The 22425-nt window shown below is 64.5% G+C and carries 19 protein-coding genes; 8 read left to right on the top strand and 11 right to left on the bottom strand.

The window, feature by feature from the left end:
- Positions 1 to 22: 22 nt before the first annotated feature.
- The 3 genes from E1H16_RS13600 to E1H16_RS13590 all read right to left on the bottom strand — a co-directional run bounded on the left by E1H16_RS13600 (position 23) and on the right by E1H16_RS13590 (position 3902).
- Positions 23 to 1285, bottom strand: coding sequence for an ABC transporter substrate-binding protein (locus tag E1H16_RS13600; RefSeq protein ID WP_134324454.1), 1263 nt, complete (start codon positions 1283 to 1285; stop codon positions 23 to 25).
- Positions 1286 to 1389: 104 nt separating this feature from the next.
- A complete protein-coding gene (locus tag E1H16_RS13595) occupies positions 1390 to 2988 on the bottom strand; it encodes a flavin-containing monooxygenase (RefSeq protein ID WP_134324453.1) in 1599 nt (532 codons plus the stop codon).
- 2 nt (positions 2989 to 2990) lie between these two features.
- Positions 2991 to 3902: an alpha/beta hydrolase gene (locus E1H16_RS13590; protein WP_134324451.1), complete on the bottom strand. Its 912-nt coding sequence runs from the start codon at positions 3900 to 3902 to the stop codon at positions 2991 to 2993.
- 164 nt (positions 3903 to 4066) lie between these two features.
- Here E1H16_RS13590 and E1H16_RS13585 point away from each other — a divergent pair, with 164 nt between their 5' ends.
- Positions 4067 to 5806 carry a sigma-54-dependent Fis family transcriptional regulator gene (locus E1H16_RS13585; protein WP_208379059.1) on the top strand — a complete coding sequence of 580 codons (1740 nt, stop codon included), beginning with the start codon at positions 4067 to 4069 and terminating at the stop codon, positions 5804 to 5806.
- Between the two features lie 145 nt (positions 5807 to 5951).
- Positions 5952 to 6350, top strand: a complete 399-nt coding sequence (locus tag E1H16_RS13580) for a VOC family protein (protein WP_134324447.1) — start codon at positions 5952 to 5954, stop codon at positions 6348 to 6350.
- 257 nt (positions 6351 to 6607) lie between these two features.
- On the opposite strand, the gene glnA is transcribed toward E1H16_RS13580, so the two are convergent.
- From glnA to E1H16_RS13560, 4 genes are all read right to left on the bottom strand, one after another.
- Positions 6608 to 8032 (bottom strand): type I glutamate--ammonia ligase, encoded by a 1425-nt coding sequence (glnA, locus tag E1H16_RS13575; RefSeq protein WP_134324445.1) that lies wholly within the window; start codon positions 8030 to 8032, stop codon positions 6608 to 6610.
- 84 nt (positions 8033 to 8116) lie between these two features.
- Entirely contained in the window at positions 8117 to 8518 is a 402-nt protein-coding gene (locus E1H16_RS13570; RefSeq protein ID WP_134324444.1) for an RDD family protein, read from the bottom strand.
- A gap of 9 nt (positions 8519 to 8527) precedes the next feature.
- A complete protein-coding gene (locus E1H16_RS13565) occupies positions 8528 to 9328 on the bottom strand; it encodes a DUF4191 domain-containing protein (RefSeq protein ID WP_134324442.1) in 801 nt (266 codons plus the stop codon).
- Positions 9329 to 9515: 187 nt separating this feature from the next.
- Positions 9516 to 10304, bottom strand: coding sequence for a hypothetical protein (locus tag E1H16_RS13560; RefSeq protein WP_134324441.1), 789 nt, complete (start codon positions 10302 to 10304; stop codon positions 9516 to 9518).
- 283 nt (positions 10305 to 10587) lie between these two features.
- Here E1H16_RS13560 and leuS point away from each other — a divergent pair, with 283 nt between their 5' ends.
- Both leuS and E1H16_RS13550 read left to right on the top strand, forming a co-directional pair.
- Positions 10588 to 13437 carry a leucine--tRNA ligase gene (gene leuS / locus E1H16_RS13555; protein ID WP_134324439.1) on the top strand — a complete coding sequence of 950 codons (2850 nt, stop codon included), beginning with the start codon at positions 10588 to 10590 and terminating at the stop codon, positions 13435 to 13437.
- A 55-nt stretch (positions 13438 to 13492) separates the two neighbouring features.
- A complete protein-coding gene (locus E1H16_RS13550) occupies positions 13493 to 14080 on the top strand; it encodes a hypothetical protein (RefSeq protein ID WP_134324437.1) in 588 nt (195 codons plus the stop codon).
- A 54-nt stretch (positions 14081 to 14134) separates the two neighbouring features.
- Here E1H16_RS13550 and sucB read toward each other — a convergent pair whose 3' ends face one another.
- Entirely contained in the window at positions 14135 to 15949 is a 1815-nt protein-coding gene (gene sucB / locus E1H16_RS13545) for a 2-oxoglutarate dehydrogenase, E2 component, dihydrolipoamide succinyltransferase (RefSeq protein WP_134324436.1), read from the bottom strand.
- Between the two features lie 131 nt (positions 15950 to 16080).
- On the opposite strand from sucB, the gene E1H16_RS13540 reads away from it, so the two are divergent.
- The gene (locus E1H16_RS13540) at positions 16081 to 16413 is read left to right on the top strand and encodes an oxidoreductase (protein WP_134324435.1); all 333 of its coding nucleotides are present in this window, start codon (positions 16081 to 16083) and stop codon (positions 16411 to 16413) included.
- 96 nt (positions 16414 to 16509) lie between these two features.
- Here E1H16_RS13540 and E1H16_RS13535 read toward each other — a convergent pair whose 3' ends face one another.
- The gene (locus E1H16_RS13535; protein ID WP_134324434.1) at positions 16510 to 18015 is read right to left on the bottom strand and encodes a leucyl aminopeptidase; all 1506 of its coding nucleotides are present in this window, start codon (positions 18013 to 18015) and stop codon (positions 16510 to 16512) included.
- A 95-nt stretch (positions 18016 to 18110) separates the two neighbouring features.
- Here E1H16_RS13535 and gcvT point away from each other — a divergent pair, with 95 nt between their 5' ends.
- Together gcvT and E1H16_RS13525 are read left to right on the top strand one after the other, a co-directional pair.
- The gene (gene gcvT / locus E1H16_RS13530) at positions 18111 to 19223 is read left to right on the top strand and encodes a glycine cleavage system aminomethyltransferase GcvT (RefSeq protein WP_134324433.1); all 1113 of its coding nucleotides are present in this window, start codon (positions 18111 to 18113) and stop codon (positions 19221 to 19223) included.
- Positions 19224 to 19245: 22 nt separating this feature from the next.
- Positions 19246 to 19452 carry a hypothetical protein gene (locus E1H16_RS13525; RefSeq protein ID WP_134324431.1) on the top strand — a complete coding sequence of 69 codons (207 nt, stop codon included), beginning with the start codon at positions 19246 to 19248 and terminating at the stop codon, positions 19450 to 19452.
- A 72-nt stretch (positions 19453 to 19524) separates the two neighbouring features.
- Here the strand turns inward: E1H16_RS13525 and E1H16_RS13520 are convergent, their stop codons facing one another.
- Both E1H16_RS13520 and E1H16_RS13515 read right to left on the bottom strand, forming a co-directional pair.
- Positions 19525 to 20142, bottom strand: a complete 618-nt coding sequence (locus E1H16_RS13520) for a DUF3043 domain-containing protein (RefSeq protein WP_134324429.1) — start codon at positions 20140 to 20142, stop codon at positions 19525 to 19527.
- Between the two features lie 32 nt (positions 20143 to 20174).
- Positions 20175 to 21089 carry a GNAT family N-acetyltransferase gene (locus E1H16_RS13515; RefSeq protein WP_134324428.1) on the bottom strand — a complete coding sequence of 305 codons (915 nt, stop codon included), beginning with the start codon at positions 21087 to 21089 and terminating at the stop codon, positions 20175 to 20177.
- A 105-nt stretch (positions 21090 to 21194) separates the two neighbouring features.
- Here E1H16_RS13515 and E1H16_RS13510 point away from each other — a divergent pair, with 105 nt between their 5' ends.
- Positions 21195 to 22325: a glycerate kinase family protein gene (locus E1H16_RS13510; protein WP_134324427.1), complete on the top strand. Its 1131-nt coding sequence runs from the start codon at positions 21195 to 21197 to the stop codon at positions 22323 to 22325.
- Positions 22326 to 22425 lie beyond the last annotated feature (100 nt).

The following is a 22425-nucleotide window of genomic DNA, read 5'->3' as shown; positions in this document are numbered from 1 at the left end:
GTGGTGCGGCCTCGCAAGGTAGCTATGCCTGGTGTGGCGTCTTGTACTCCTCGGCCTCCGTGGATAGGTACGGTCCCTCGACGACCGACTCGCCGCCAATCGCGTCGGCGTCGATCTGCAACACATAACCGGAGCGCACGGCCGGCACGCCCGGGTCGGTCAGGTCCATCGTGTCCGAGAGTCCAGCGCCGTCAACGGCGTCCAGCGATAGCCGAGCGTCGACCAATCCTTGGCGAGTCATATCGCCGTTGTCGCAGGCCTTCTCCAAGATCGCGCCCCACATCAGCCCCGCGAGGTACCCCGGCGGAACGCCGTAGCCGGGCTCCTCATCAGGGAACGTCTCGTCGAAGCTGGTGCGCAACTCTTCACTCTTCGGGCTGTCACCGGCGTACGGTTCGAATCCCTGCACGATGTGCAGGTCCTGCATCGCCTCGACCACGGCATCGTCCGCGAGCAGCGTCGTCGCGAAGTTCGGGTTGTTGCCGATCATCGGAAGATTCAGGCCCTGGGACTCGTTCTGGAGCGCGACCGAAGCGGCGCCGGCCGGTGCCAGCGACAGCGCGATCACGGAGATGCCCTGGCCCTTGAGCTTGGTGATCGTCGAGGTCATATCGGTGTCGGCAGCGCCGACCGGCACCTCCACGACCTCAATGTCGTGTTCGGCGGCGTACGCCTTCGAGCCCATCAGGCCGTTCTGGCCGTACTCGGAGTCGGCGTAGATGTGCGCAATCTTGTCGCCGTCCGACAGCTCACCTTGCTCGGCGGCCCAGGCCAGACCGTTGATCATCTCCAGGTCGTACCCGCTGCCTGGAATGATCAGGTAATCGTTGTCCAGCAGAATCGACGAGTTGGTGCCGATGACCGACAGCACCTGATCCGTGGTCACCTTGCCCTTGAGCGCGGCGACGATGGGCGAGCCGAGCAACTGGATGTAACCGGCGATCGACTCCTTTGCTTGCTCGTACAACGGAACCGCGGTATCAGGTTTATATCCGTGGTCCTGCACGTCGAGGACGATCTGTCGCCCGCAAATACCGCCGTCGGCGTTGACTTCGTCGGCCCACAACTGGTTTCCCTGCGTCAGGTTCAATCCGACGGCCTTGAACACACCCGAGGTGTCGGTGAGTACACCGAGGGTGATTTCGTCGTCGGTCACACCGAAATCGGTCGCTAAAGCGCCGTCTTCGCCGTCTGCTGAAGAATCGCTCGCCTTCGTCGAACATCCGGTGAGTACGAGAGCGGTAGCGAGGCCGAGGCCGAGGCAGGCAGTGGACGTGGGTTTCATCGCGTCTCCGTATGTCGAGGGTTCCTGCGTGGCCGGCCGATCAGACGGCCGGCCACACAACGGAGACTGTACGTCAGGTCACATGAGATCTATGCAACACCCGATCAAGTCAGTGCGAATCCTTCGTAGTCACGTTCGCGGACGTCCGAAAGCACCCCTCGGTAGGCGCCGAGCCCCGCCATATAGAACATGACCGTGTTGGGCTTGCCGGGAATGTTGGCGCCGAAGATCCATGACTCTGCTTTCGGAAACAGCGTCATATCTGCGATCTCCCGGCAGGTCGATGTCCATTGCTCCTCCGCGTCGGCGGTGGGCTCGATCTGTTCCCTCCCAGTCTTGACGAGGTCAGCGATTGTGTCGGTGATGAACTCGACCTGCGTCTCGATCGACGGCGGTAGGTTGGTAAACGGGCCATTCGGGCCGAGGATCATAAACATATTCGGGAACCCGGTCACCGTGACGCCGAGATAGCTGGTGGGTCCGCTCGTCCAATGATCTCGAAGTGAGACATCGTTCTTACCTTTGATCCGAAGTCGGGTGTAGTTTCCATCGACCGCATCGAACCCGGTCGCGAGGATGACCATGTCGAGCTCGTGCTGCACGCCGTCCGCGGTCACGATGCCGCTTTCGGTGAATCGCTCGATCGGGTTTGCCTTGATGTCGATGAGTTCCACGTTGTCGCGGTTATAGACCTGGTAGTAGCCGGAGTCGCATAGGGGCCGCTTGGCATAGATATCGGTTGGCATCAGTTTCTGCGCCGTCTGGGGATCCTCAACGATCTCGGCGATCTTGCCCTTGATAAAGTCCTGCGCAGCTTTGTTTGCATCGGGGTCGGTCGCGATATCGCTGAAGGTTCCGAACATGAATCGGAAGCCGTTGCCCTTATCCCAGTTCTCCTGGAACACCCGCTGACGTTCCTCAGCGGACACGCTCATCGCCGGCACCGTGCTCTCCTGAAAACCGAACGCGACGACCGAGCTCTTCACCTGGTCCCAGATGTCGTCGTATCGCGCGCGAACGTCGCTGAGGTACTGCTCGTCCACGGGCTTGAAACCGCTGGGCACGCTGTACTGCGCTGAACGCTGGAACACACTCAAGTGGCCAACCTTCGAGGCGATAGCGGTAATCACCTGGACACCGGTCGAACCCGTCCCGATGACTCCGACCCGCTTGCCCTCGAACGTGACGTCGTTCGGGAACGAGCCGGTGTGGTAACGCTCGCCAGCGAAGTCGTCGAGTCCGGTGATGTCGGGCCAATTCGTCGCCGAGAGTAATCCGAGTCCGGTGATCAGGAACTTCGCGCGGTACGTCGTGCCGGTGTCGGTCTCGATAACCCACTCGGCAGCGTCCTCATCGAAGGTCGCTGCCGTCATCTCCGTTGACAGCCGAATGTCCTTGGCGAGGTCGTAACGCTCAACCACCTGCTGCAAGTACTCCAATACCTGGGGCTGTAGCAGGTAGGTGTTCTTGTATTCGGCTTCCTGTAGCAACTCGCGATCGAAGGAGTAGCGGTAGACGAAACTCTCGGTGTCGGACATTGCGCCGGGATAGCGATTCCAGAACCAAGTTCCGCCGACGCCCGACCCCTTCTCCAGAAGGACGGTGTTGATTCCAACGTCGTCGCGAAGCCGCTTGAGGCTATATAGCCCGCCGAATCCTGCGCCTACGACGACCGCGTCGCGGCGTTCGATGGTGTTCCCCATTGCTACTTACCTCCCGTGTACCAAGCGGCGACGGCCGCCATCTCGTCGTCGGCGACCTTCGCTCGGCCGGCCATGAATGGGAATACGTGCTGCTGCCCGTCGACGACGTGCAACGTGACGTCGACACCGTCCCGCTCGGCGTTCGCAGCGAGCCCTTCGGCGTTGTCCTGCAAGGTCTCGTGCGTGCCTGAATTCAGGTACATCCGCGGCATGCCGGAGAGATCGGCGTACAACGGGTTGGCCAGCGGGTTGGCGCGTTTCGTATCGGCGTCCTCACCGAGGAACATGCCCGACATGCCCTCCAGAACCGCCTTCTGGACCAGGCCATCGGTCGCGGCGTTGGTCTGAAGAGTCGGGCGTGTGTGTTCCATATCGAGCCACGGCGAGAAGCCTATGATCGCGCCTGGCAGTTCGGTGCCATCTGCGCGCAGTTGCAGCACGCTCGCGATGGCCAGGTTTCCGCCGGCGGAATCACCGGCGGTGACTATGTTGCTGGCGGCATACCCGTCGGCGAGCAGTGCGCGGTAGACGGCCGTGGCGTCCTCGATCTGCGCCGGGAACGGGTGTTCGGGGGAGCGGCGGTAGTCGAGTACGAAAGCCTGTGTACCCAGCGCCTTGGCCAGGTGCGCGGCGAGCTTACGGTGACTGGCTGCGGAGCCGACAGCGAATCCGCCGCCATGGGTGTAGAGCACGACCGAGGACTCGTCAGCACCCAGCGGCTTGCACCAAATACCGGATACGCCGCCTACCTCCCCATCTTCGTAGGTGACGTCCGTTGGTTCGCCGCTCGCTTGGTGCCATTCGTCGAACAGTGCGCGCATATCGGCGATCGACATCTGAGGATTGGCTGCCATCCGTTCGGTCCAGTCCAGGTACAGCTGACGTAAACAGTCGGGTTCGTCTCGGTGTGCCATCTCCGTGCTCCTTGTGGAAATTCGCCGTGCGGCGATCTACGGTGGTATTCATCACTATGTGCGCTGGTGTGAGCGCTGAGGTGTTCCGATCTGGAACACCCCAACGGGGTTCACGTAGAGCACCTTGTATGCACGCCGAAGGTTTCGACGTGGGAGTGATGGGCATGGCAGAGCGAGACGTACTGCGCGCAGTCAAGGTTGACCTGGCGAGCGCGGGCCTGCTCTCGCGCGGTCCACGTACCGGGGCAGTGCCGGACCCGATCGAACGCAGTTGGCGCCGATCAATTTCGTTGGGCGTGTCTCCAGGGCGGGCCGATTTAGCCGAGCCAGCGGACGCCGAACTGGATGACGAACTTATTCGCGCGGCGCGCCCGGTACTGAACCGACTTGCTCGCGATGTCGCCGACATGTGTGTTGGTGTCGTGCTCAGCGACGTCGACGGGGTGATCATTGATCGCTACATCTTCAATGCGCCGCAACGCAGTTACCTCGACCGGCTCGGCGTACTCGTGGGTTCAGATTTCGCTGAACGCACAGTGGGCACGAACGGACTCGGCTCGGTCGTTGAGGAGCGCGCACCGATCTTTGTGCGCGGTGCGGAGCATTTCATCGAGGCGCTTGAGGAAGTCGCTTGTGCGGGCGTGCCGATCTTTGACCCCAGCACGAGGCGGGTACGCGGATCGGTGTCGCTGACGTGCACCGCGGCAATTGCTAACCCGCTGATGCTCACTCTGGCGCATACTGCAGCGCGGGACATCGAACAGCGCCTGATGGACGGACGATCTCGAGGCCTGATGGATATCGCGTCAGCATTCGCGCGGGCGACGAGTCGCGGGAATGCGGCTGTCGCGCTGCTCACGCCGAACACCGTGCTGGCAAATACCGCCGGACTGTCGTATGTCAGCCCGGCAAATCATGCCGTGATCTGGGATCGATTGGTTCGTGAGCGAGTGGAGCACCTGGCGCTGATGCGCTTGGAGTTACTTGAGGGAGAGGTCGACGTCCGCGCTCAGCGGGTACACGTCAGCGACGAGGACGTCGCGTTCGAGGTGTCCTTCGCGCCGGCGCGTCCGCGGCCGTCGCAGCGAGGTCTACGCTCGTCGTGGCATTCGCTGGCGAGCGTGCACGCCGAGCTGCGTGCGGTGGTGCGCGCCAGTGCGGTAGTGGCGCTCGCGGGCGCGCCCGGAGTGGGTCGGGCTTACGTGGCACGTCGCGTACTTGGCAACGCAGGGTTCGACGAGTTGGACATTGCTGTGTCGCACGGGCCGCGGGCGGCGCCCTGGTCGGAGGTAGCATTCGCCGCTGTCGTGGCCGGTCGGCAGCTGTTGTTGCGCAATGTTGACGGCTTGGGCGCGCCTGAACTTCCCCGGTTAGGTGCACTGCTGGAGGCCGCAGATGATTCAGCCGGCGGGCCCGCGCGCGTAGTTCTCACGTTTGACCCGGAGCGGGCATCGGACGAGTTGCTCGCGCTCGTGCGGTCGGCCGCGAGCCTCGTGCGGTTACCGGAACTGTCTCAGATGCGTTCGGTCGTACCAGTGCTCGCGCATCACTTCCTAGCGCAATACGCGCCAGAGCAGCGGTGCAAACTATCCGCGGCCGCTATGCAAGCGTTGGCGCAACGCTCCTGGCCGTCGAATATCCGAGAACTGCGGCAGGTGATTCACGACCTCGTCGTACGGCACCCGGGGGAGGTCGTACGCGCCAGCGACATCCCGGACGACGACGAGCCAACGGGGCGCCGGTTGTCGCCGATCGAGTATGCCGAGCGGAAGGTGATCGTCGCCGCCCTGCGTGAATCGCAGGGTAATCGCGCCGAGGCAGCACGGATCCTCGGCATCGGTCGTACAACCCTGTATCGCAAACTACGCTTGCTGCGCATCGATGACGACGAACTGTCGGTCTGACATCGCGCATGCCGCTGTCGAAGTACTCCCAGGACGGCGTACGCGCCGCTTTGCGGAGGCGACCAGCCGGTGACGACGGCGCGCAAGCCGTGCATCATCCGCCAGACGCGGAGTCGATCGTTGTGCGAGGTGCGAGACTGGGGAAATGCTTGGTCATCTCGGAATCAACGTGTCGGACTTGGCTGCGGCCAAGGCTTACTACGACGACCTGATGCCGCTCCTCGGGTTCACGACCTTCCTGGTTGCCGATGATGAAGTTGCCTATCGGCCTGCAGGTGGGAAGCCTGGCACCTTCGTCTTCCTCTATCCATCTGCGGAGCCGTCGGACTACTCGAAGGAGGCGACCGGTTTACAGCACCTAGCGTTCATGGTCAGGACGCGATCCTCGGTGCACGCAGTCCACCAGCACGTCCTGGAACGGGGCGGGACCGTCGTTCATGACCCGCAGGAGTTCGAGCAATATCCGCCGCCGTACTTCGCCGCCTTCTGGCTCGACCCGTTCGGGTTCATGCTGGAAGCGGTCTGCCATTACGACGCCGACTGAACCGGCCGCCCCGCGCCTGAGACACCCTCGCTACGCGGGTGGATTCCTCTCAGCCAAGCGGGGGGTGCTGCGCCAAAGCGGGATTGCTACAACGAAAGCGGGGTTGTCTTGCCAGAGCGGGCTTATAACCCCGCTCTGGCAAGACAACCCCGCTGTGGAACAAAAATTCCGCCGTGGCGACTCAACCGCGCCGTCGCAACTCAAGCCGCCGTGGCAAGACAACCCCGCTTTGCGGAGGCGACTAGCCCGGAACCGACTTAGATGTCGAAGTACATCGCGAACTCGTGCGGGTGCGGACGCAGCCGGACCGGGTCGATCTCGTTCTCGCGCTTGTAGCGGATCCAGGTCTCGATCAGGTCCTCGGTGAACACTCCACCCTCAAGCAGGTAGTCGTGGTCCTCTTCGAGCGCATCCAGGACGCCGGGCAGGCTGTCGGGAACCTGCGGGATGTTGGCGGCCTCGTCCGGCGGGAGCTCGTAGAGGTCCTTGTCGATCGGCTCGGCCGGTTCGATCCGGTTACGAATACCGTCCAGGCCGGCCATCATCTGGGCAGCGAACGCGAGGTACGGGTTGCAGGACGGGTCTGGCACCCGGAATTCGACGCGCTTGGCCTTCGGGTTGTTACCGGTGATCGGGATGCGGATGCACGCCGAACGGTTGCGCTGCGAGTAGACCAGGTTGACCGGAGCCTCGTAGCCGGGCACCAAGCGGTGGAAGCTGTTCAGCGTCGGGTTAGTGAACGCCAGCAGCGACGGGGCGTGGTGCAGTAGGCCACCGATGTACCAGCGAGCCTCATCCGAGAGCCCGGCGTACCCGGTCTCGCTGTGGAACAGCGGCTTGCCGTCCTTCCACAGCGACTGGTGGGTGTGCATCCCGGAACCGTTGTCGCCGTACAGCGGCTTCGGCATAAAGGTGACAGTCTTACCAGCCGCTGCCGCGGTGTTCTTGATGATGTACTTGAACAGCATCATGTCGTCGCCGGCGTGCAGCAGCGAATTGAACTTGTAGTTGATTTCGGCCTGACCGCCGGTGCCCACCTCGTGGTGCGCGCGCTCGATCTCGAAGCCCGCTTCCTGCAGGTTCAGCGTCATCGTGTCGCGCAGGTCGCCATAGTGGTCGTACGGCGCGACGGGGAAGTAGCCGCCCTTCGGGCGGACCTTGTATCCCTTGTTGCCGCCTTCTTCCTCGCGGCCGGTGTTCCAGTAGCCGGAGTCAGAATCGACATGGTAGAACGATTCGTTCATGTTGTCGGTCGAGTAACGGACCGAGTCGAAGACGTAGAACTCCGCCTCGGCGCCGAAGAAGGCGCCGTCGGCAATTCCCGACGAGGTGAGGTACTCCTCGGCCTTGCGTGCCACGTTGCGTGGGTCACGGCTGTAGGGCTCGCGGGTGATCGGGTCGTGCACGAAGAAGTTGATGATGACTGTCTTCGCGGCACGGAACTGGTCGACGGTTGCGGTCTTGACGTCAGGCAGCAGTAGCATGTCCGACTCGTGAATTTCCTGGAATCCACGCACGGAGGAGCCGTCGAACGCCAGCCCGTCCTCGAACATCTCCTCAACACCCGATGCCGGGATGGTGAAGTGCTGCATGATGCCGGGCAGGTCGCAGAAGCGGACGTCGATGAACTTTACGTCGTTCGCCTCGATGTACGAGACCAGCTCTTCCTTGGACTGAAACATTGATCCTCCGTGGTGGGTCGGTTCCTCGACCTTATCGAGTGAGCATTGCTCACCCATGACTCGAATGTTTCGGGCCTGTTACAGCTATCGTGCGTTCACGACGACTGTGCCCGCTGCTTTGTCGTGCAATCCTCGCCGGTTCTGATCCATAAGGATCCCTGGAATCAGCAGCATCAACAGGACGGTGCGTATTGCCGCCTTGACCAGCCCGAGACGCTGGCCTTCGAATTCGCTCGCCAAGCCGATGCCCACCATCGTCATCCCCGGCGTGCGGCCGAAGAATGCGGTGGTGAGGGTATAGATCAAGAACAGCGAGAGCAGCGACCAGTTGCGCGGGAATTCGGGTGCGGTGAAAACCCAGGTAATAGCGCCGGCGAGGAGACAGTCGATGACGAGCGCACCGACACGTGAGCCGATGGTCGCTACCGATGCCATCCCGGTGCGCGGCAGCCCCAGATCCGCGCCGGGGTACTCGACTTCAGCCATGTCAGTTCGCTACTGACCCATACCGCGACGACGCATCTGACGGTTGGTGACTTCCATCTTGCGTCCGCCGGGCATCGGGCCCTTGGGCAGCGGCATCTTCGGCGACGCGACAGCCTGCAGGCGCTTCTCCAATGCGCGAATCTGTGCGCCTTGGATATTCCGCGGCAACTTCATCACGTGCTTATTCAACTTTTTCAACGTGACCTCGCCGGCGTCGGCGTCATCGCCGACGACCACCGTGTAGATCGGCGTCTCGCCGACGACACGCGCGATGCGCTTCTTCTCCTGGCCGATCAGGCTGCCGATTCGATGTTTGTTCTCGCCCTCGCCCACGAGGATGATTCCCGGGCGGCCGATGACTCGGTGCACCAAGTCTTGCGTGGCGGACACGCTGACCGCCTGGGTGATGCGCCAATCACCGCGCATCTGATCCAGGGCCCAGGAAGCTGCGCCTGGACGACCCTCCGCTTGCCGGTACGTCGTTTTGCGCGCTCGCATGCCGAACACGATCATGCCGCCCAGCAGTCCCAGCAGCAGACCGGCGACGATGGCCAGGATGACGCCGAGGATCCCGGTTCCCGCGAGCAGAAGCATTCCCCAGAAACCGATCAGGAAGCCGAGGATGGCCGTGCCCAGGATCCAGATCCCCAGTTTCGGATCGTTGGGCTTCAGGAGTTTGTACGCCTGCCACAGCTCGCGCGTGCGCGCAAACCGCTTCTTCTTCGGAGCATCATCCGACTTGCGCGAGCCGCGCTTGAATAACTTCAACCCGCGCTTCGCGCTGCTGGAGTCTGCTGTCTTTTTCGCCATAAGGACTTCAAGTCTAGTTGGTGCTCACGCGGGCTTGATGGGGACGGGCTGTGATGCGTCCCCAGATTTGGCGCCGTCCTCGACGCACCAACGATCTGCGGGGCACTGAGTAACGCTATCGAACGACAGTGTTACTCAGTGCCCCGCAGAATCACCGCAGACGGCTAGGGCCGGCGGCGTACGTCGATCAGTCCTCGTCGGGACGGCTGTGCCGGCCGCCTTCCTCAGTGCGCGGCGAATCGGACGAAACGTCAGTGGGCGCGTCCGTCCCGGCGGCGGTATCGGGAACCTCCGAGGGGGTTGGACGTGGTGCCGGCTGCTGCCAGACGACACCCTCGTCGGCCTTCATTTTGCGTACGACGACAGCGCCGGCACCGGCGACGGCGAGCAACAGCGGCCACTTACGACGCTTCTTCTTCTGCGTGCCGTTCGACTCGAGGTCAGGAGCCTCCGCGGCGAGCGCGCGGGCCGCCTTCTTCGAACCCTTCTTACCCTTGCGCCCAGCGGCCTTTGCCTCCTGTTTGGCGGCGGCCTTGGCCTCGGCGAGTCCGGCCGCGGCAGCCATCAACTGCTCGTGGGCCTCGATGCGTGCTGCCTTCGCCTTGGCGCGCGAGGAGGTCTTGATTGCGGCCGCGCTACGGCGGGAGCGTGCCAACTGCTCACGAGCGTCTTCGATCACCGGAGCAAGTGATTCGCCGGTGCGGGCAGTGAAATGCGCGAGCGCTGCTTCGGTGCGCTCGATGGCCTTGCGGGTCTTCTTGTCGATCTTGACCTGCTTGACCTTCTTAGCTGCCTTATCGGACTTCTTCGTCAGCTTTTGCTGCGCCTTAGCGGACTTTTTTGCGACCTTCCGTTGCGCGCGTTTGGCCGTCTTGGCTCCGTCTTCGACGAGATCCTTGACCGACTCGGCGGCGTCGGAGGCTTTATCGGATACCTCGGCGGCGAGATCCTGGAGCCCGCTGGTCGTGCCCTTCATAGGTGACGTACCTCCACAGGTTGGTTGCACGGTTGGTACTCAGCCCATCTAACCTCACCTGGCCGCGAAGGGGGAATCACTTTGCCTCGGCGGTATGCTGAGTTCGATGGCTGAGCGATGTGTGGTCCGCGGCCGCGGACCCGTCGTGAGCCGCACCGGACCGCGGTCGTTCGGGTTTCGGCGTGCAGGGCGTCCCTACGCTCATCGGCGTGGGGATTTTTTGTGCCCGTCGAGTGCCCAACCCGCGTCAGGTGAGTAGTCACAGAAGAGCAGAGGAAGATACGTGAGCCAGACCAGCGACGTCCCAGCACACCGGTATAACGCTGCGGTGGCCGAGCAGATTGAGCTCGGCTGGCAGGACCGATGGGAGTCGGAGGGCACCTTCCACACGCCGAACCCTGCAGGTGCGCTCGCCGATGGGTTCGAGCAGGTCGCGCAGCGTGATCATCTGTACGTGAACGACATGTTCCCGTACCCGTCCGGCGCCGGTCTGCACGTCGGCCATCCGCTCGGCTTTATCGGCACCGATGTATTCGCTCGCTTCCAGCGGATGAACGGTTACAACGTGCTGCACACGATGGGCTTCGACGCGTTTGGCCTGCCCGCCGAGCAGTACGCCGTGGAAACCGGTCAGCATCCGCGGATCACCACCGAAGCGAACATCGCGACGTACCGCCGTCAATTGCGCCGCCTTGGATTGGGCCACGATCCGCGACGATCTGTGTCAACCACGGACGTCGACTATTACAAGTGGACGCAGTGGATCTTCTTGCAAGTCTTCAACTCGTGGTACGACGACGTCGCTCAGAAGGCCCGACCGATTGATGAGTTGATCGGTGAGTTCGCTGCGGGTACCCGCACAGACGGTCTGCCGGAGGGCCGCGTATGGGCAGAACTCACGGATGCCGAGCAGCGGCGCGTCATCGATGACCATCGGCTGGCGTACATCTCCGAAGCGCCGGTGAACTGGTGTCCCGGACTGGGCACCGTGCTCGCCAATGAAGAGGTCACTGCGGATGGCCGTAGCGAACGTGGCAATTTCCCGGTGTTCAAGCGGCCGCTCAAGCAGTGGATGATGCGGATTACCTCGTACGCCGATCGGCTCCTGGCCGACTTGGACCGGCTGGACTGGCCGGACAAGGTCCGCACCATGCAACGCAACTGGATCGGACGCTCCGAGGGGGCGAACGTGCGGTTCGCCACCGTCGCGGGGGACCTCGAGGTGTTCACCACCCGCCCTGACACGCTGTTCGGCGCGACGTTCGTGGCGATCTCACCCGAGCACCCGTTTGTATCGGCCCTGACCGCTAATGCCTGGCCCGAGCAGACCCCGTCGGCGTGGACAGGCGGCGCGGCCAATCCCCGCGACGCGGTTGGCCAGTACCAAGCGGCCGCAGCGGCGCAGAGCGACGCTGACCGGCAGGCCGACGACAAGGCGAAGACGGGCGTCTTCACCGGCGGGTACGCCACCAACCCGCTGACGGGTAAGAAGTTGCCAATATTTGTCGCCGACTATGTGCTGATGGGTTATGGCACCGGCGCGATCATGGCGGTGCCAGGGCAGGATCAACGCGACTGGGACTTCGCCGCGAAGTACGACCTGCCGATCGTGCGCACCGTGCAGCCGAGCGATGGCTTCGACGGCGAGGCCTATACCGGCGATGGGCCGGCGATCAACTCCGCCCGCGAGGACGGGGCGCTGGACATCAATGGGATGGCCATCGTCGACGCTAAGCGCACCGTCATTGATTGGTTGGATGAGCGTGGACTCGGCAAGCCCACGGTCACCTACAAACTGCGCGATTGGCTGTTTAGCCGCCAGCGTTACTGGGGCGAGCCGTTCCCGATCGTGTACGACGAGTCGGGTATGCCACACGCGCTGCCGGAGTCGATGCTGCCCGTCGAACTGCCCGAGGTTGACGACTTCTCGCCGCGAACCGGCGATCCGAACGACGCGATGAGCGAACCGGAGCCGCCGCTGGGGCGCAACGCCGAGTGGGCGAACGTCACCCTGGACCTCGGCGACGGACCGAAGCGATACCGCCGCGAGTTGAACACCATGCCGCAGTGGGCTGGATCCTGCTGGTACGAATTGCGCTACCTCGACCCCACGAACTCGGAACGATTCGTCGGCGCGGAGAACGAGAAGTACTGGATGGGTCCGCGATCAGCCGGTGACACCGGTGGGGTGGACCTGTACGTCGGCGGCGTCGAGCATGCCGTGCTGCACCTGTTGTATGCGCGGTTCTGGCACAAGGTCCTTTTTGATCTGGGCCACGTCACCAGTGAGGAGCCATTCCGACGGCTGTTCAACCAGGGCATGGTCACCGCTGCGTCGTACACCGACGACCGCGGGATGTACGTCCCTGCCGCCGAGGTCACTGAGCAGGACGGGCACTGGTTCTTCCAGGGAGCCGAAGTGAGCAGGCAGCACGGCAAGATGGGCAAGTCGCTGAAGAACTCGGTCAGCCCGGATGAGATGTACGCCCTGTTCGGCGCGGACACGCTGCGCGTGTACGAGATGTTCACCGGTCCGATGGACCAATCGCGTCCCTGGGAGACCAAGGATGTCGTCGGTAGCCAGCGGCTGTTGCAGCGGGTGTGGCGCAATGTCATCGACGAGGAGACGGGGGCCGTCACCGTCACCGATGAGGCGCCGACCGAGGAGTCGGTGCGCACGCTGCACAAGATGGTGCTGGCCGCTCGTGAGGGTATGGACACACTGCGGTTCAACATCGCGATCGCCAAGATCACCGAACTCAACAATCACATCACCGCCACGTACCCGCACGGCGCGCCGCGTGCGCTCGTCGAGCCGCTGGTGCTCATGCTGGCACCGCTGGCCCCGCATCTGAGCGAGGAATTGTGGAGTCGACTCGGTCACGAGTCGTCGCTCGTATGGCACCCGTACCCGGTCGCGGACACTTCGTTGCTTGCTGACGAGACGATTGAGATTCCGGTGCAGGTCAACGGCAAGGTCCGCGACACCGTGCAGATAGCCTCGGACGCCGATCGCGAGGCCATGGAGGCCGCAGCCCGCGGCAGCGAGAAGATCGCGGCGCTGATCGAGGGCAAGACCGAACGCAAGATCGTCGTCGTGCCAGGCAAGTTGGTCAACTTCGTCGTCGGCTGAGTGGTCGCCTGTGGATAACTCGGATCGGGGATTCGGCGCGGCCTAGCCTGGCCCCATGAGGTTCCGAATCGAAGAGGGCTCGCTGCGGCGCTCACGACCGCGACACGCCGCTGCACAGCGGTCGGTTGATCATCGGACGAACGTGGTCCTTGCCGCGCTGGTTGGGCTCGCGGTGCTACTCGGGGTTGTCTTGTGGCCGGGCGCGGAAGGGAAGTCTGGTGCCGATGGTGCGGCAGACGCCGCGCCCGTTACCGACGGCGATTCGGCGTGGTACGAGCAACTCGAGCAGTTGTATGAGTTGCGTAGTGACGCATTTGCGACTCGACAGGTCGAGTTACTGAGCGAGGTGTACACAGCGGGCAGCCGCCAACTGCGCGTTGACCTGGGCACGATCGAATCTCTGCGCTCGCAGGACCGATCCGTTGTCGGGTTCGCGCCCACGCTGAGCGAGGTCCTGTCGGTGACTCACGAGTCCGACAGTGTCGTGCTTGTTGTCCGGGATGAGATTGCGCCGTTCACCATCGTTGACGCCGGCGGCACCGAGATGCCTGTCGCCGGGCGAGCATCGAGCGAGGTCGAATTCACGCTCGAGCAGGAAGCGGGGCAGTGGCTGATCGCCGAGGTCAGCCGTCGGGCTGAATAGACGAATCCGGCCCAGACCGCGGAATGCGGTGTGGACCGGATTGTCGTGAACTAATTAGATGCCGAGGTCTGCTTCGAAGTTTCCGGCTTCCAGACGCTCCTTCATGGTGCTCAGGAATCGAGCCGCGTCGGCACCGTCAACGACGCGGTGGTCGTAGGACAACGCCAGGTGCGCGAACGACCGCACGACGATGATTTCGCCGAGATCAGGGTCGTCGATGACTGCGGGGCGCTTGACGACCGCGCCAGTGCCGAGGATCGCGCTCTGCGGCTGGTTAATGATCGGCGTATCGAACAGTGCGCCGCGACTGCCGGTGTTGGTCAGCGTGAATGTGCCGCCGGTCAACTCGTCCGGGCCGATCGTCTGGTTGCGGGTGCGTTCGGCCAGATCGTGGATCTTGCGGGCGAGTCCCGCCAGGTTCAGATCGCTCGCGTGGTGAATCACCGGAACGATCAGACCGCGGTGGCTGTCGACCGCGATGCCGAGGTGCTCGGCATCGGGGTACGTGATCGTGCCGGCTTCGAGGTCGAGCTCGCTATTGACCACGGGGTGCGTCTTCAGCGCTTCGACGGCGGCGAGCGCGAAGAACGGCATGAAGGACAACTTCACGCCCTCACGGGCCTGGAAATCGGCCTTGACGCGGTCGCGTAGCTGCGCGACGCGAGTGACGTCCACTTCGACGACCGTCGTCAACTGGGCCGAGTTGCGCAGCGATTCGACCATCCGATCGGCGATCAGGCGACGAAGCCGGCTGAGCTTCTCAGTAGTTCCACGCAGGTTCGAGGTCTCGGCGCCAAGGCCCGAGGTCGCCTGAGCTGCCGCCGGTGCGGGAGCGGCCGCGGCGGGGGCCGGGGCCGGTGCGGGCGCCTTCGCGGCCTCTGCGGCAGCGAGCACGTCCTGCTTGCGGATTCGTCCGCCGACGCCGGTACCGGTCAGAGTCGACAAGTCGACGTCGTTCTCGGCGGCGAGTTTGCGTACCAGCGGGGTGACGTATGCGTTGCTGTCATCGCTCTTGGCCGCAGCAGGTGCAGCGGCAGCGGGTGCGGGTGCGGGTGCCGCGGGTGCGGGTGCCGCGGGTGCGGGCGCTGGTGCCGCGGGGGCAGCCGCCGGCGCAGGGGCTGCGGGAGCTGGAGCAGGGGCGGCAGGAGCTGGAGCGGGCGCGGCGGCTGCGGGGGCAGGTTCGCTCGGTGCGGGCTCAGGTGCCGCGGGCCTCGATGGTGCCGCGCCTTCAGCGCCGATAACGGCGAGCACCGCGCCGACGTCGACGGTCTCATCCTCAGCGACCCGGATCTCCAGGACGGTTCCCGCGACGGGGGAGGGGATCTCGGTGTCGACCTTGTCGGTGGAGACCTCCAGCAGCGGTTCGTCCACCGCGACCGACTCGCCGACCTGCTTCAGCCAGCGAGTGACGGTGCCTTCGGTCACGCTCTCTCCGAGCGCCGGCATCTCGACCTCGGTGCCTTCGGCGCCACCTTGCGCAGCGGGCTCGGCCGGCGCTGCCGCAGCAGGTGCGGGCTCCTCTGCCGGCGTTGGCGCTTCCGCCTGGGCAGGGGCGGCCGGCTCCTCGGCCGGCGCTGCGGGCTCCTCAGCAGGTGCCGCGGGCTCCTCGGCAGGTGCCGCAGGCTCGGCCGAACCGTCACCCAGGATCGCCAACTCAGTACCCACATCGACGGTCTCGTCCTCACCGACAATGATCTTCTGCAGTATTCCGGACGCGGGTGCCGGAATCTCGGTGTCGACCTTGTCGGTCGAGACCTCCAGCAACGGCTCGTCCGCGGTCACCTGGTCGCCCTCGGCCTTCAGCCAGCGGGTGACGGTGCCTTCGGTCACGCTCTCCCCGAGCGCGGGCATGGTTACCGAGACCGACATGTGCGGTTTCTCCTTCGGGTCAGCAGTCCTTCAGTGAGGGCATTCGCAGCGCGGCGCGTGCCAAACACGTACCGTCTCATCTTGTCACTTTCCACTTCGCGTTGTGCGCCCGGTCATGAGGGAGTTGAAGGATGGGTCTGCGAGACCGGTTACACCGCCGCCGAAAGGGCTCATCTGGCGGCCGTGACGGCAGCATGGACCGCGCGGCCACAAAGGCCGATATCGAGCACCTGCGCGAGTTCGCGCGCAGCCGCCGTAGCGTCGAGGCGTATGTCGAACCGCGTACCAACGTCACTCAGATGAGCGTATTGCTGGTCGCCGCCGACGGCGAGTGGACGCGGCGACGTACGACCGAGAAGGCGGCGAAACAACTCGCCGCCGACCTGAAGATCCCGGTGTACGACGTGCAACGCACCGGATATCCGCAACGCATGCGTGACTGGTCCGCGCGAAATAAGCCATGACAGAAATAAGCCATGACATAAGCCGTGCGCGTGCCGTTCATCTGCGACCGGTCGTTGACGAGATGCGTCAACAACCGGCCGCATAACTCGCCAGTTCTAGCCTTCGGCGAGGATGTCCTCGATCACGTGCAGCATGGTGCGCACCGGCGTACCCGTTGCGCCTTCGGCGATGAACCCGTACGCGCCACCGGAGTTGTACGACGGCCCCGCGATGTCGATGTGCGCCCACTCAACGCCTTCGCCGACGAACTCCTTGAGGTAGTGACCGCCGGCGAGCATGCCGCCCGGACCGGCTCCGATATTCGCGATATCGGCGGTCTTCGACTTCATCCCGTCGCGCACATCCTGCGGCAGCGGCATCGCCCAGGCCGCCTCGCCGACGCAGTTGGCGGCGTCGGTCACGCGATCGCGGAATTCGTCGGTGCCCATCACGCCTGCGGTGCGATCGCCCAGAGCCACGACCTGAGCACCGGTCAGGGTGGAGGTCTCGATCAGGTAGGTCGGGTTGTCTTCGCACGCGCGCGCAATGGCGTCGGCCAGCACGACACGGCCCTCGGCGTCGGTGTTGAGGATCTCCGAACGTTTGCCGCCGCGGTGCGTGATGACGTCTGCCGGCCGGTACGCCGACCCGCTCGGCAGGTTCTCGGCCAGCGGCACCGTCGCGATGACCTTGATCGGAAGTTCGAGCGCGGCGATGAGCAACGTTGTGGCGATGACGGCGGCCGCACCCGACATATCCGTCTTCATCAGGTCCATCTTCGGCCCGGGCTTGAGCGAAATACCGCCCGAATCGAACGTGATTCCTTTACCAACGAGCGCAACGGACGCGGTACCGCGCTTGATGCCGGTCGGGGCGTACGTCAGGCGCAGTAGCCGCGGCTTACGGTCGCTGCCACCTCCGACGGCGAGGATGCCGCCGAATCCGCCGGCGGTGAGCCGACGCTCGTCCAGGATCTCGGCTTTTACCCCCGCTGCCGTCGCCAGGGCCTTCGCGCGCTTGGCAAAGGAATCCGGGTAAAGGTCGTTAGGCGGAGTGTTCACGAAGTCCCGCGCGAGCGAGACGGCGGCGCCGATCTTCTCGGCGCGGCTCAGCGCGGCCTTTGTCGATGCGGTGCGCGCTTTGTCGACCAGCAGCGTGACCTTCGACGCCGGCAGGTCATCGGCCGCCGGCCGCTCGCTACGGTACTCATCGAATCGATACGCGCCGAGTACCAGACCTTCGCCGACCGCCTGCACGAGTTCGTCCGAACTCTCCCCGCCCACCTGAGCGAGGGTTGTGGCGACCTTGCTCAGACCAGTCGTCGCTCGGATCGCGGCACCGGCGGCTTTACGCAGGTCATTCGCGTCGAAGCCGTCGTCGCCGGCCGAGCCCAGACCGACCGCGATCACCAGCGGAGTCTGCTCGTCGAGCGCCACCTTGAGCACCTCACCCGCGGCGCCGGTCGCACCGAGACGGGCGAGCGTGTCGACGAGCCGCTGACTATCGAGGTCGTCCGCCCCGGGCAGCAGCACGAGTGCGTCGTCCTCAACAGCGGTGCCGACGATTACGGCGTCGAGCTTGAGGGAGCTGAGTCGGCGGTCGGACAGGGCAAGATCAGTCACTGGCTTCTCCAAGTTGGGATGTATCTGCAGCGAGCCTACGCGGAAGGTGCGGAGCCGTCTGGCGACTGCTGCCGACAGCGCGCTACCTTGCCTTCATGAGCGCGAACGATCTCAAGAATTCACCGCTGCAAGGGCGCCACGAAGTGCTGGGTGCCAAGATGGCCGACTTCGGCGGATGGCTGATGCCGATCGAGTACGCCGGAGGCGGTGTACTGGCCGAGCACAAGGCCGTCCGGGACGGCGTAGGAATCTTCGACGTATCGCACCTCGGCAAGGTATCGGTGACCGGTGCCGGCGCTAGTTACTTCATCAATTCGGTGCTGAGTAACGATATCGGTCGGATCGAGCCCGGGTCTGCGCAGTACACACTGTGCTGTGACGACAGCAGTGGCGGCGTAGTCGACGATCTGATCCTCTATCTGAACGGCCCAGATGACGTGTTCCTGGTGCCGAACGCCGCCAACTCCGCCGAAGTCGTCCGGCGGATGAACGCCGTGGTGCCGGCCGGCGTAACGATCACCGATCAGCACGAACAGTACGGCGTGATCGCGGTGCAGGGACCCAGTTCTGCCGAACTGCTGCGCGAACTCGGTCTGCCCACGGACATGGACTACATGGCGTTCGTACCCGCCACGTACTCAGGTGCCGAGCTGACTGTGTGTCGCACCGGCTACACCGGCGAGTTGGGCTACGAACTCGTCGTCGATTGGGATTCCAGCGAACTGCTGTGGGATGCGTTATTGGAGCGTGGCTCTGGACTGGGGGCACGCGCGTGCGGGCTCGGCGCGCGCGACACACTTCGCACCGAGATGGGTTACCCACTGCATGGGCAGGACCTGTCCCTGCAGATCACCCCGAACCAGGCGCGGTCCGGCTGGGCGGTGGGGTGGCAGAAGCCAGCATTTTGGGGACGCGAGCCGCTGAGCGCCGAACGAGCCGCAAAGGCAGCACGGTTGCTGTGGGGACTGGAATCGACTGACCGCGGCATTCCGCGCCCGCATATGCAAGTCATCGGAGCCGCTGACACCCCCGTCGGGGAGGTCACCAGCGGCACGTTCTCGCCGACCCTGCGCAAGGGGATTGGGCTGGCCCTGATCGACCGGGCGTCCGGCTTGGGCGAGGGGGACGAAGTACGGGTCGACGTACGCGGGCGCACGTCGGTGATGCGGATCGTCAAACCGCCGTTCGTGCCCTCGCACGTACGCTGAAGCACCGGATAGGGAGATAGCGATGACTTGGACATGGCGGCTGGAACGCAATGACGGCACTGTGCTCACCGAGCCGACCGTGCCTGCCTTCGACAGCCAGGTGGACGCCGAAACATGGGTCGGCGACGAGTGGCAGAGCCTGCTGGCGGCAGGCGTCGATTCGGTGACCTTGATGGAGGACGACGACGTCATCTATGACGGGATGAGCCTTCATCCGCCGGAGGAGTGACCGGCTCGAAAGCCCCCAATGTTGTTCGCGCGGACGCCACACGTCATTTCTGACTGCGGCGTCCGCGCTTCTCTAGACCTCGTCGCCGGGGCGCAGGACCGGCTTGGGAAAGCGCAGCCGCCGGAACATCAGGCCGCGGATGATGCCGTAATACTTCAGCGAACCCATCCGGATCGTTGTCTTCGGGAACCGAGCGCGAACCTCTCGCCCGATCACCCGGCCGAGGAAGATCGACTCGAAAATGATGACCGCGAAGAACGCCAACCACGCGTACGAGATGTAGTTGTACACCTCGGGATTGCTGCTGGGCAGTCCGGAGAACATGGCGACCAGGATCAAGATCGCAAACAGCGGAAAGGCCGAGGAGATACTGCGCCGAGTATCGACGAGATTGCGCACCAACTCGCGTTCCGGTCCGGCGTCTCGCGCCTGCATCCGTTCTTCACGCGCCGACAGCGGCCGCTCTTTCTGCAGGCCCGCCGCCTTGCGCTCGCGGTTCTGCTCGCGCATCCGTGCGCGAGCTTCCTTGCTGGTCTGCGGCGGGGGTTCGACAGGCCCGCGTCGCTGCGTCTGGCGCGGTGTCGGGCGGCCCTTGGGTGCGGTGGGATCGCGCGGCGGCTCTGGAGCCTTCGGCGCAGGCGCAGGCGCCTCACTCGTGACGGGGGCAGACTTCGACCAGGGCATCTTCATGATGCCCCCAGGATACGTGGGTCTACTCGGGGTCAGCCGAGGGTGTCGTGCGGCAGGTACGGATTAGGTAGCGACATACCTCGCACGGCGACCGGACCGGCGATGGTGAGTCGGAGCCCTGCCTGTCGTGCCACATCGAAGGCCCACCGCTGTTCGCCGGTGATGTTGCGCACGGTAGCGCGAGTCTCCGGGTCGCCGGAGGCCAAGCAGGCGAACAACAACTCGCGGGCGATCGCGGTCGTCGTCGCGCCTACGGTCATCGCCGAACCGTCCGGGTGAGCGTAGGCGTAGCCGCGGCCCTTCTTGCCGTCCTCGGCGACGAACAGCTGCGACCCGGCCAGCAGCAGTTCGTGGTCACGTCCGCGGGACGCGCCGCGCAGACGTTGGTCGACCGCGATCGCCAGCTCCAGGTCGTCGGCGGTGCCCTCGCGTACGAACTTCAATTTCGGGAGCGCGGCACGGTCGACGAGGCCCTCGGCGCGCATCGCCGGGTGAACGTCGAAATTCCACGGAAAGACGGTATTGATGGTCTCCTGAGCCCGCACGACCGCCATCGCGCGCATGTGATTATCGAGCAGGTCGCGCAGATAGGCGGCGAGCGCCGTCGCATAGCCCTGGCCTTGGTGCTTTGGTGGGACGGCCGTCATCGCCATCACGATGGTTCCCTCGCGGTTGATCGCCATACTGGCACCACGGATCTTGCCCTCGTCCTCAACGACGAGACACAGGTCCGGATCGGTGCGCAGAATGTGCGCCGCCAAGTCATGCGCCGTGATGCGATCGGCGAACGGTTCCGCCGGTTGTTTCGGGTCGGCCCACGGCTCGATACCGCGAACATCAGGCAGATCGGTGATGTCCTCGTCGTACGCCCGTCGAGCGATCTTGACCACGCGCCCGAGGTCGTCCGAGGTCATCTGGCGGACAAGGTTTCCCTGCGGTGATTTCATAGAGCCCAATCAGCAACGTGGAAATGGATGACAGGCGATGGGTTCGGCGTCGTCCGGAACATCTGATTCTCGCAAACGTATCGGTGAGGGCAGCAGGTGAGGCGCATGAGGATTGTGATCGCGACCGACAGTTTCGGTCAAACGCTGACCGCTGCTGAGGCGAGTGCGGCGATCACGGCTGGACTCCAACGACGCCTCGGCGAAATCAGCACGAAGGTGGAGGTTATCGCGCTGCCGATGTCAGACGGCGGCCCCGGGTTCATCGAATCGCTGCGTGCCGGATTGGCCGAGACTTCCGCCCGGACGATTGACGTGGTCACCACTGGCCCGCACGGTGAGCAGGTTCGCGGGCAAGTGCTGATCGCGAGCGGCGGTGCAGCGTACGTCGAATCCGCGCAGGCCGCCGGGCTTGAGGCAACTGAACGTCGGGAGCCGCTGTGGGCGTCCTCATACGGCGTCGGAGCGCTGCTGCTGGCCGCGGTCGAGGCAGGTGCGCACACCATCACCGTCGGCCTGGGTGGGTCGGCGACCAATGACGGCGGTGCTGGGCTGCTCGCCGCCATCGGAGTCGTCGCGTTTGATGAGGACGGTGTGGCGCTGCAGCCCGGCGCGCTGCCGCTGCTGGGCGTTGACCATCTAAGCGGTACGCCGGCGTTGCGCACGGCGTCGATCGTGGCTGCCACCGATGTGGACAATCCGCTCACCGGCCCAGAGGGCGCGTCAGCGGTGTTCGGTCCGCAGAAGGGCGCCTCACCGCAGGACGTGCGGGTGCTAGATGCGGCGCTGAGCCGCTGGGGCGAGGTGCTGCAGCGCGATCGCCCGGCACCGGCGGGCCTGGCGAACCTACCGGGCGCCGGCGCTGCGGGCGGGATGGGGGCGGCGCTGTATGCGCTGCGGGCGCGCCGTCGCAGCGGGTTCGAGGTGGTCGCGGAGGCGCTCGGCCTCGCTGACGCGGTGGCGAGCGCTGACCTGGTGATCACCGGTGAAGGATCGTTCGACGAGCAATCTGTGCGCGGCAAAGTCACCGGCAGCGTAGCCGACTTGGCCCGCTCGGCGGGTAGGCCGTGCGTCGTACTCGCCGGCCGGAGTTCACTCGGGCGACGGCAAGCGTCGGCGTACGGCGTCGATGAGACGTACGCGTTGGTCGACGCGGTCGGCGAGCAGCGCGCGATGGAAGCTGCGGACGTCGTACTGCAGGATGTCGCCTATCGTACGGCGCGGCATTGGGTGCGGTAAGGCAGATGAAGTACGGCGCGTGAGCAGTCAGATAGATCACGACGGCGTACGATGGCAGCGCGGGAATGGATCGAAGCGAATGTGGGTTGTGCTATTGAGC

Origin of the sequence: Cumulibacter soli (genome assembly GCF_004382795.1) — a bacterium.
Lineage (GTDB): Bacteria > Actinomycetota > Actinomycetes > Mycobacteriales > Antricoccaceae > Cumulibacter > Cumulibacter soli.
The sequence above is the reverse complement of the archived record's forward strand: the minus strand, read 5'-3'. Positions and strand labels throughout refer to the sequence as shown.

Bases quoted from the DNA above. Each gene is read 5' to 3' on its own strand.
- E1H16_RS13600 (WP_134324454.1), bottom strand. From the start codon at position 1,285: ATGAAACCCACGTCCACTGCCTGCCTCGGCCTCGGCCTCGCTACCGCT.
- E1H16_RS13595 (WP_134324453.1), bottom strand. From the start codon at position 2,988: ATGGGGAACACCATCGAACGCCGCGACGCGGTCGTCGTAGGCGCAGGA.
- E1H16_RS13590 (WP_134324451.1), bottom strand. From the start codon at position 3,902: ATGGCACACCGAGACGAACCCGACTGTTTACGTCAGCTGTACCTGGAC.
- E1H16_RS13585 (WP_208379059.1), top strand. From the start codon at position 4,067: ATGGCAGAGCGAGACGTACTGCGCGCAGTCAAGGTTGACCTGGCGAGC.
- E1H16_RS13580 (WP_134324447.1), top strand. From the start codon at position 5,952: ATGCTTGGTCATCTCGGAATCAACGTGTCGGACTTGGCTGCGGCCAAG.
- glnA (WP_134324445.1), bottom strand. From the start codon at position 8,032: ATGTTTCAGTCCAAGGAAGAGCTGGTCTCGTACATCGAGGCGAACGAC.
- E1H16_RS13570 (WP_134324444.1), bottom strand. From the start codon at position 8,518: ATGGCTGAAGTCGAGTACCCCGGCGCGGATCTGGGGCTGCCGCGCACC.
- E1H16_RS13565 (WP_134324442.1), bottom strand. From the start codon at position 9,328: ATGGCGAAAAAGACAGCAGACTCCAGCAGCGCGAAGCGCGGGTTGAAG.
- E1H16_RS13560 (WP_134324441.1), bottom strand. From the start codon at position 10,304: ATGAAGGGCACGACCAGCGGGCTCCAGGATCTCGCCGCCGAGGTATCC.
- E1H16_RS13550 (WP_134324437.1), top strand. From the start codon at position 13,493: ATGAGGTTCCGAATCGAAGAGGGCTCGCTGCGGCGCTCACGACCGCGA.
- sucB (WP_134324436.1), bottom strand. From the start codon at position 15,949: ATGTCGGTCTCGGTAACCATGCCCGCGCTCGGGGAGAGCGTGACCGAA.
- E1H16_RS13540 (WP_134324435.1), top strand. From the start codon at position 16,081: ATGGGTCTGCGAGACCGGTTACACCGCCGCCGAAAGGGCTCATCTGGC.
- gcvT (WP_134324433.1), top strand. From the start codon at position 18,111: ATGAGCGCGAACGATCTCAAGAATTCACCGCTGCAAGGGCGCCACGAA.
- E1H16_RS13525 (WP_134324431.1), top strand. From the start codon at position 19,246: ATGACTTGGACATGGCGGCTGGAACGCAATGACGGCACTGTGCTCACC.
- E1H16_RS13520 (WP_134324429.1), bottom strand. From the start codon at position 20,142: ATGAAGATGCCCTGGTCGAAGTCTGCCCCCGTCACGAGTGAGGCGCCT.
- E1H16_RS13515 (WP_134324428.1), bottom strand. From the start codon at position 21,089: ATGAAATCACCGCAGGGAAACCTTGTCCGCCAGATGACCTCGGACGAC.
- E1H16_RS13510 (WP_134324427.1), top strand. From the start codon at position 21,195: ATGAGGATTGTGATCGCGACCGACAGTTTCGGTCAAACGCTGACCGCT.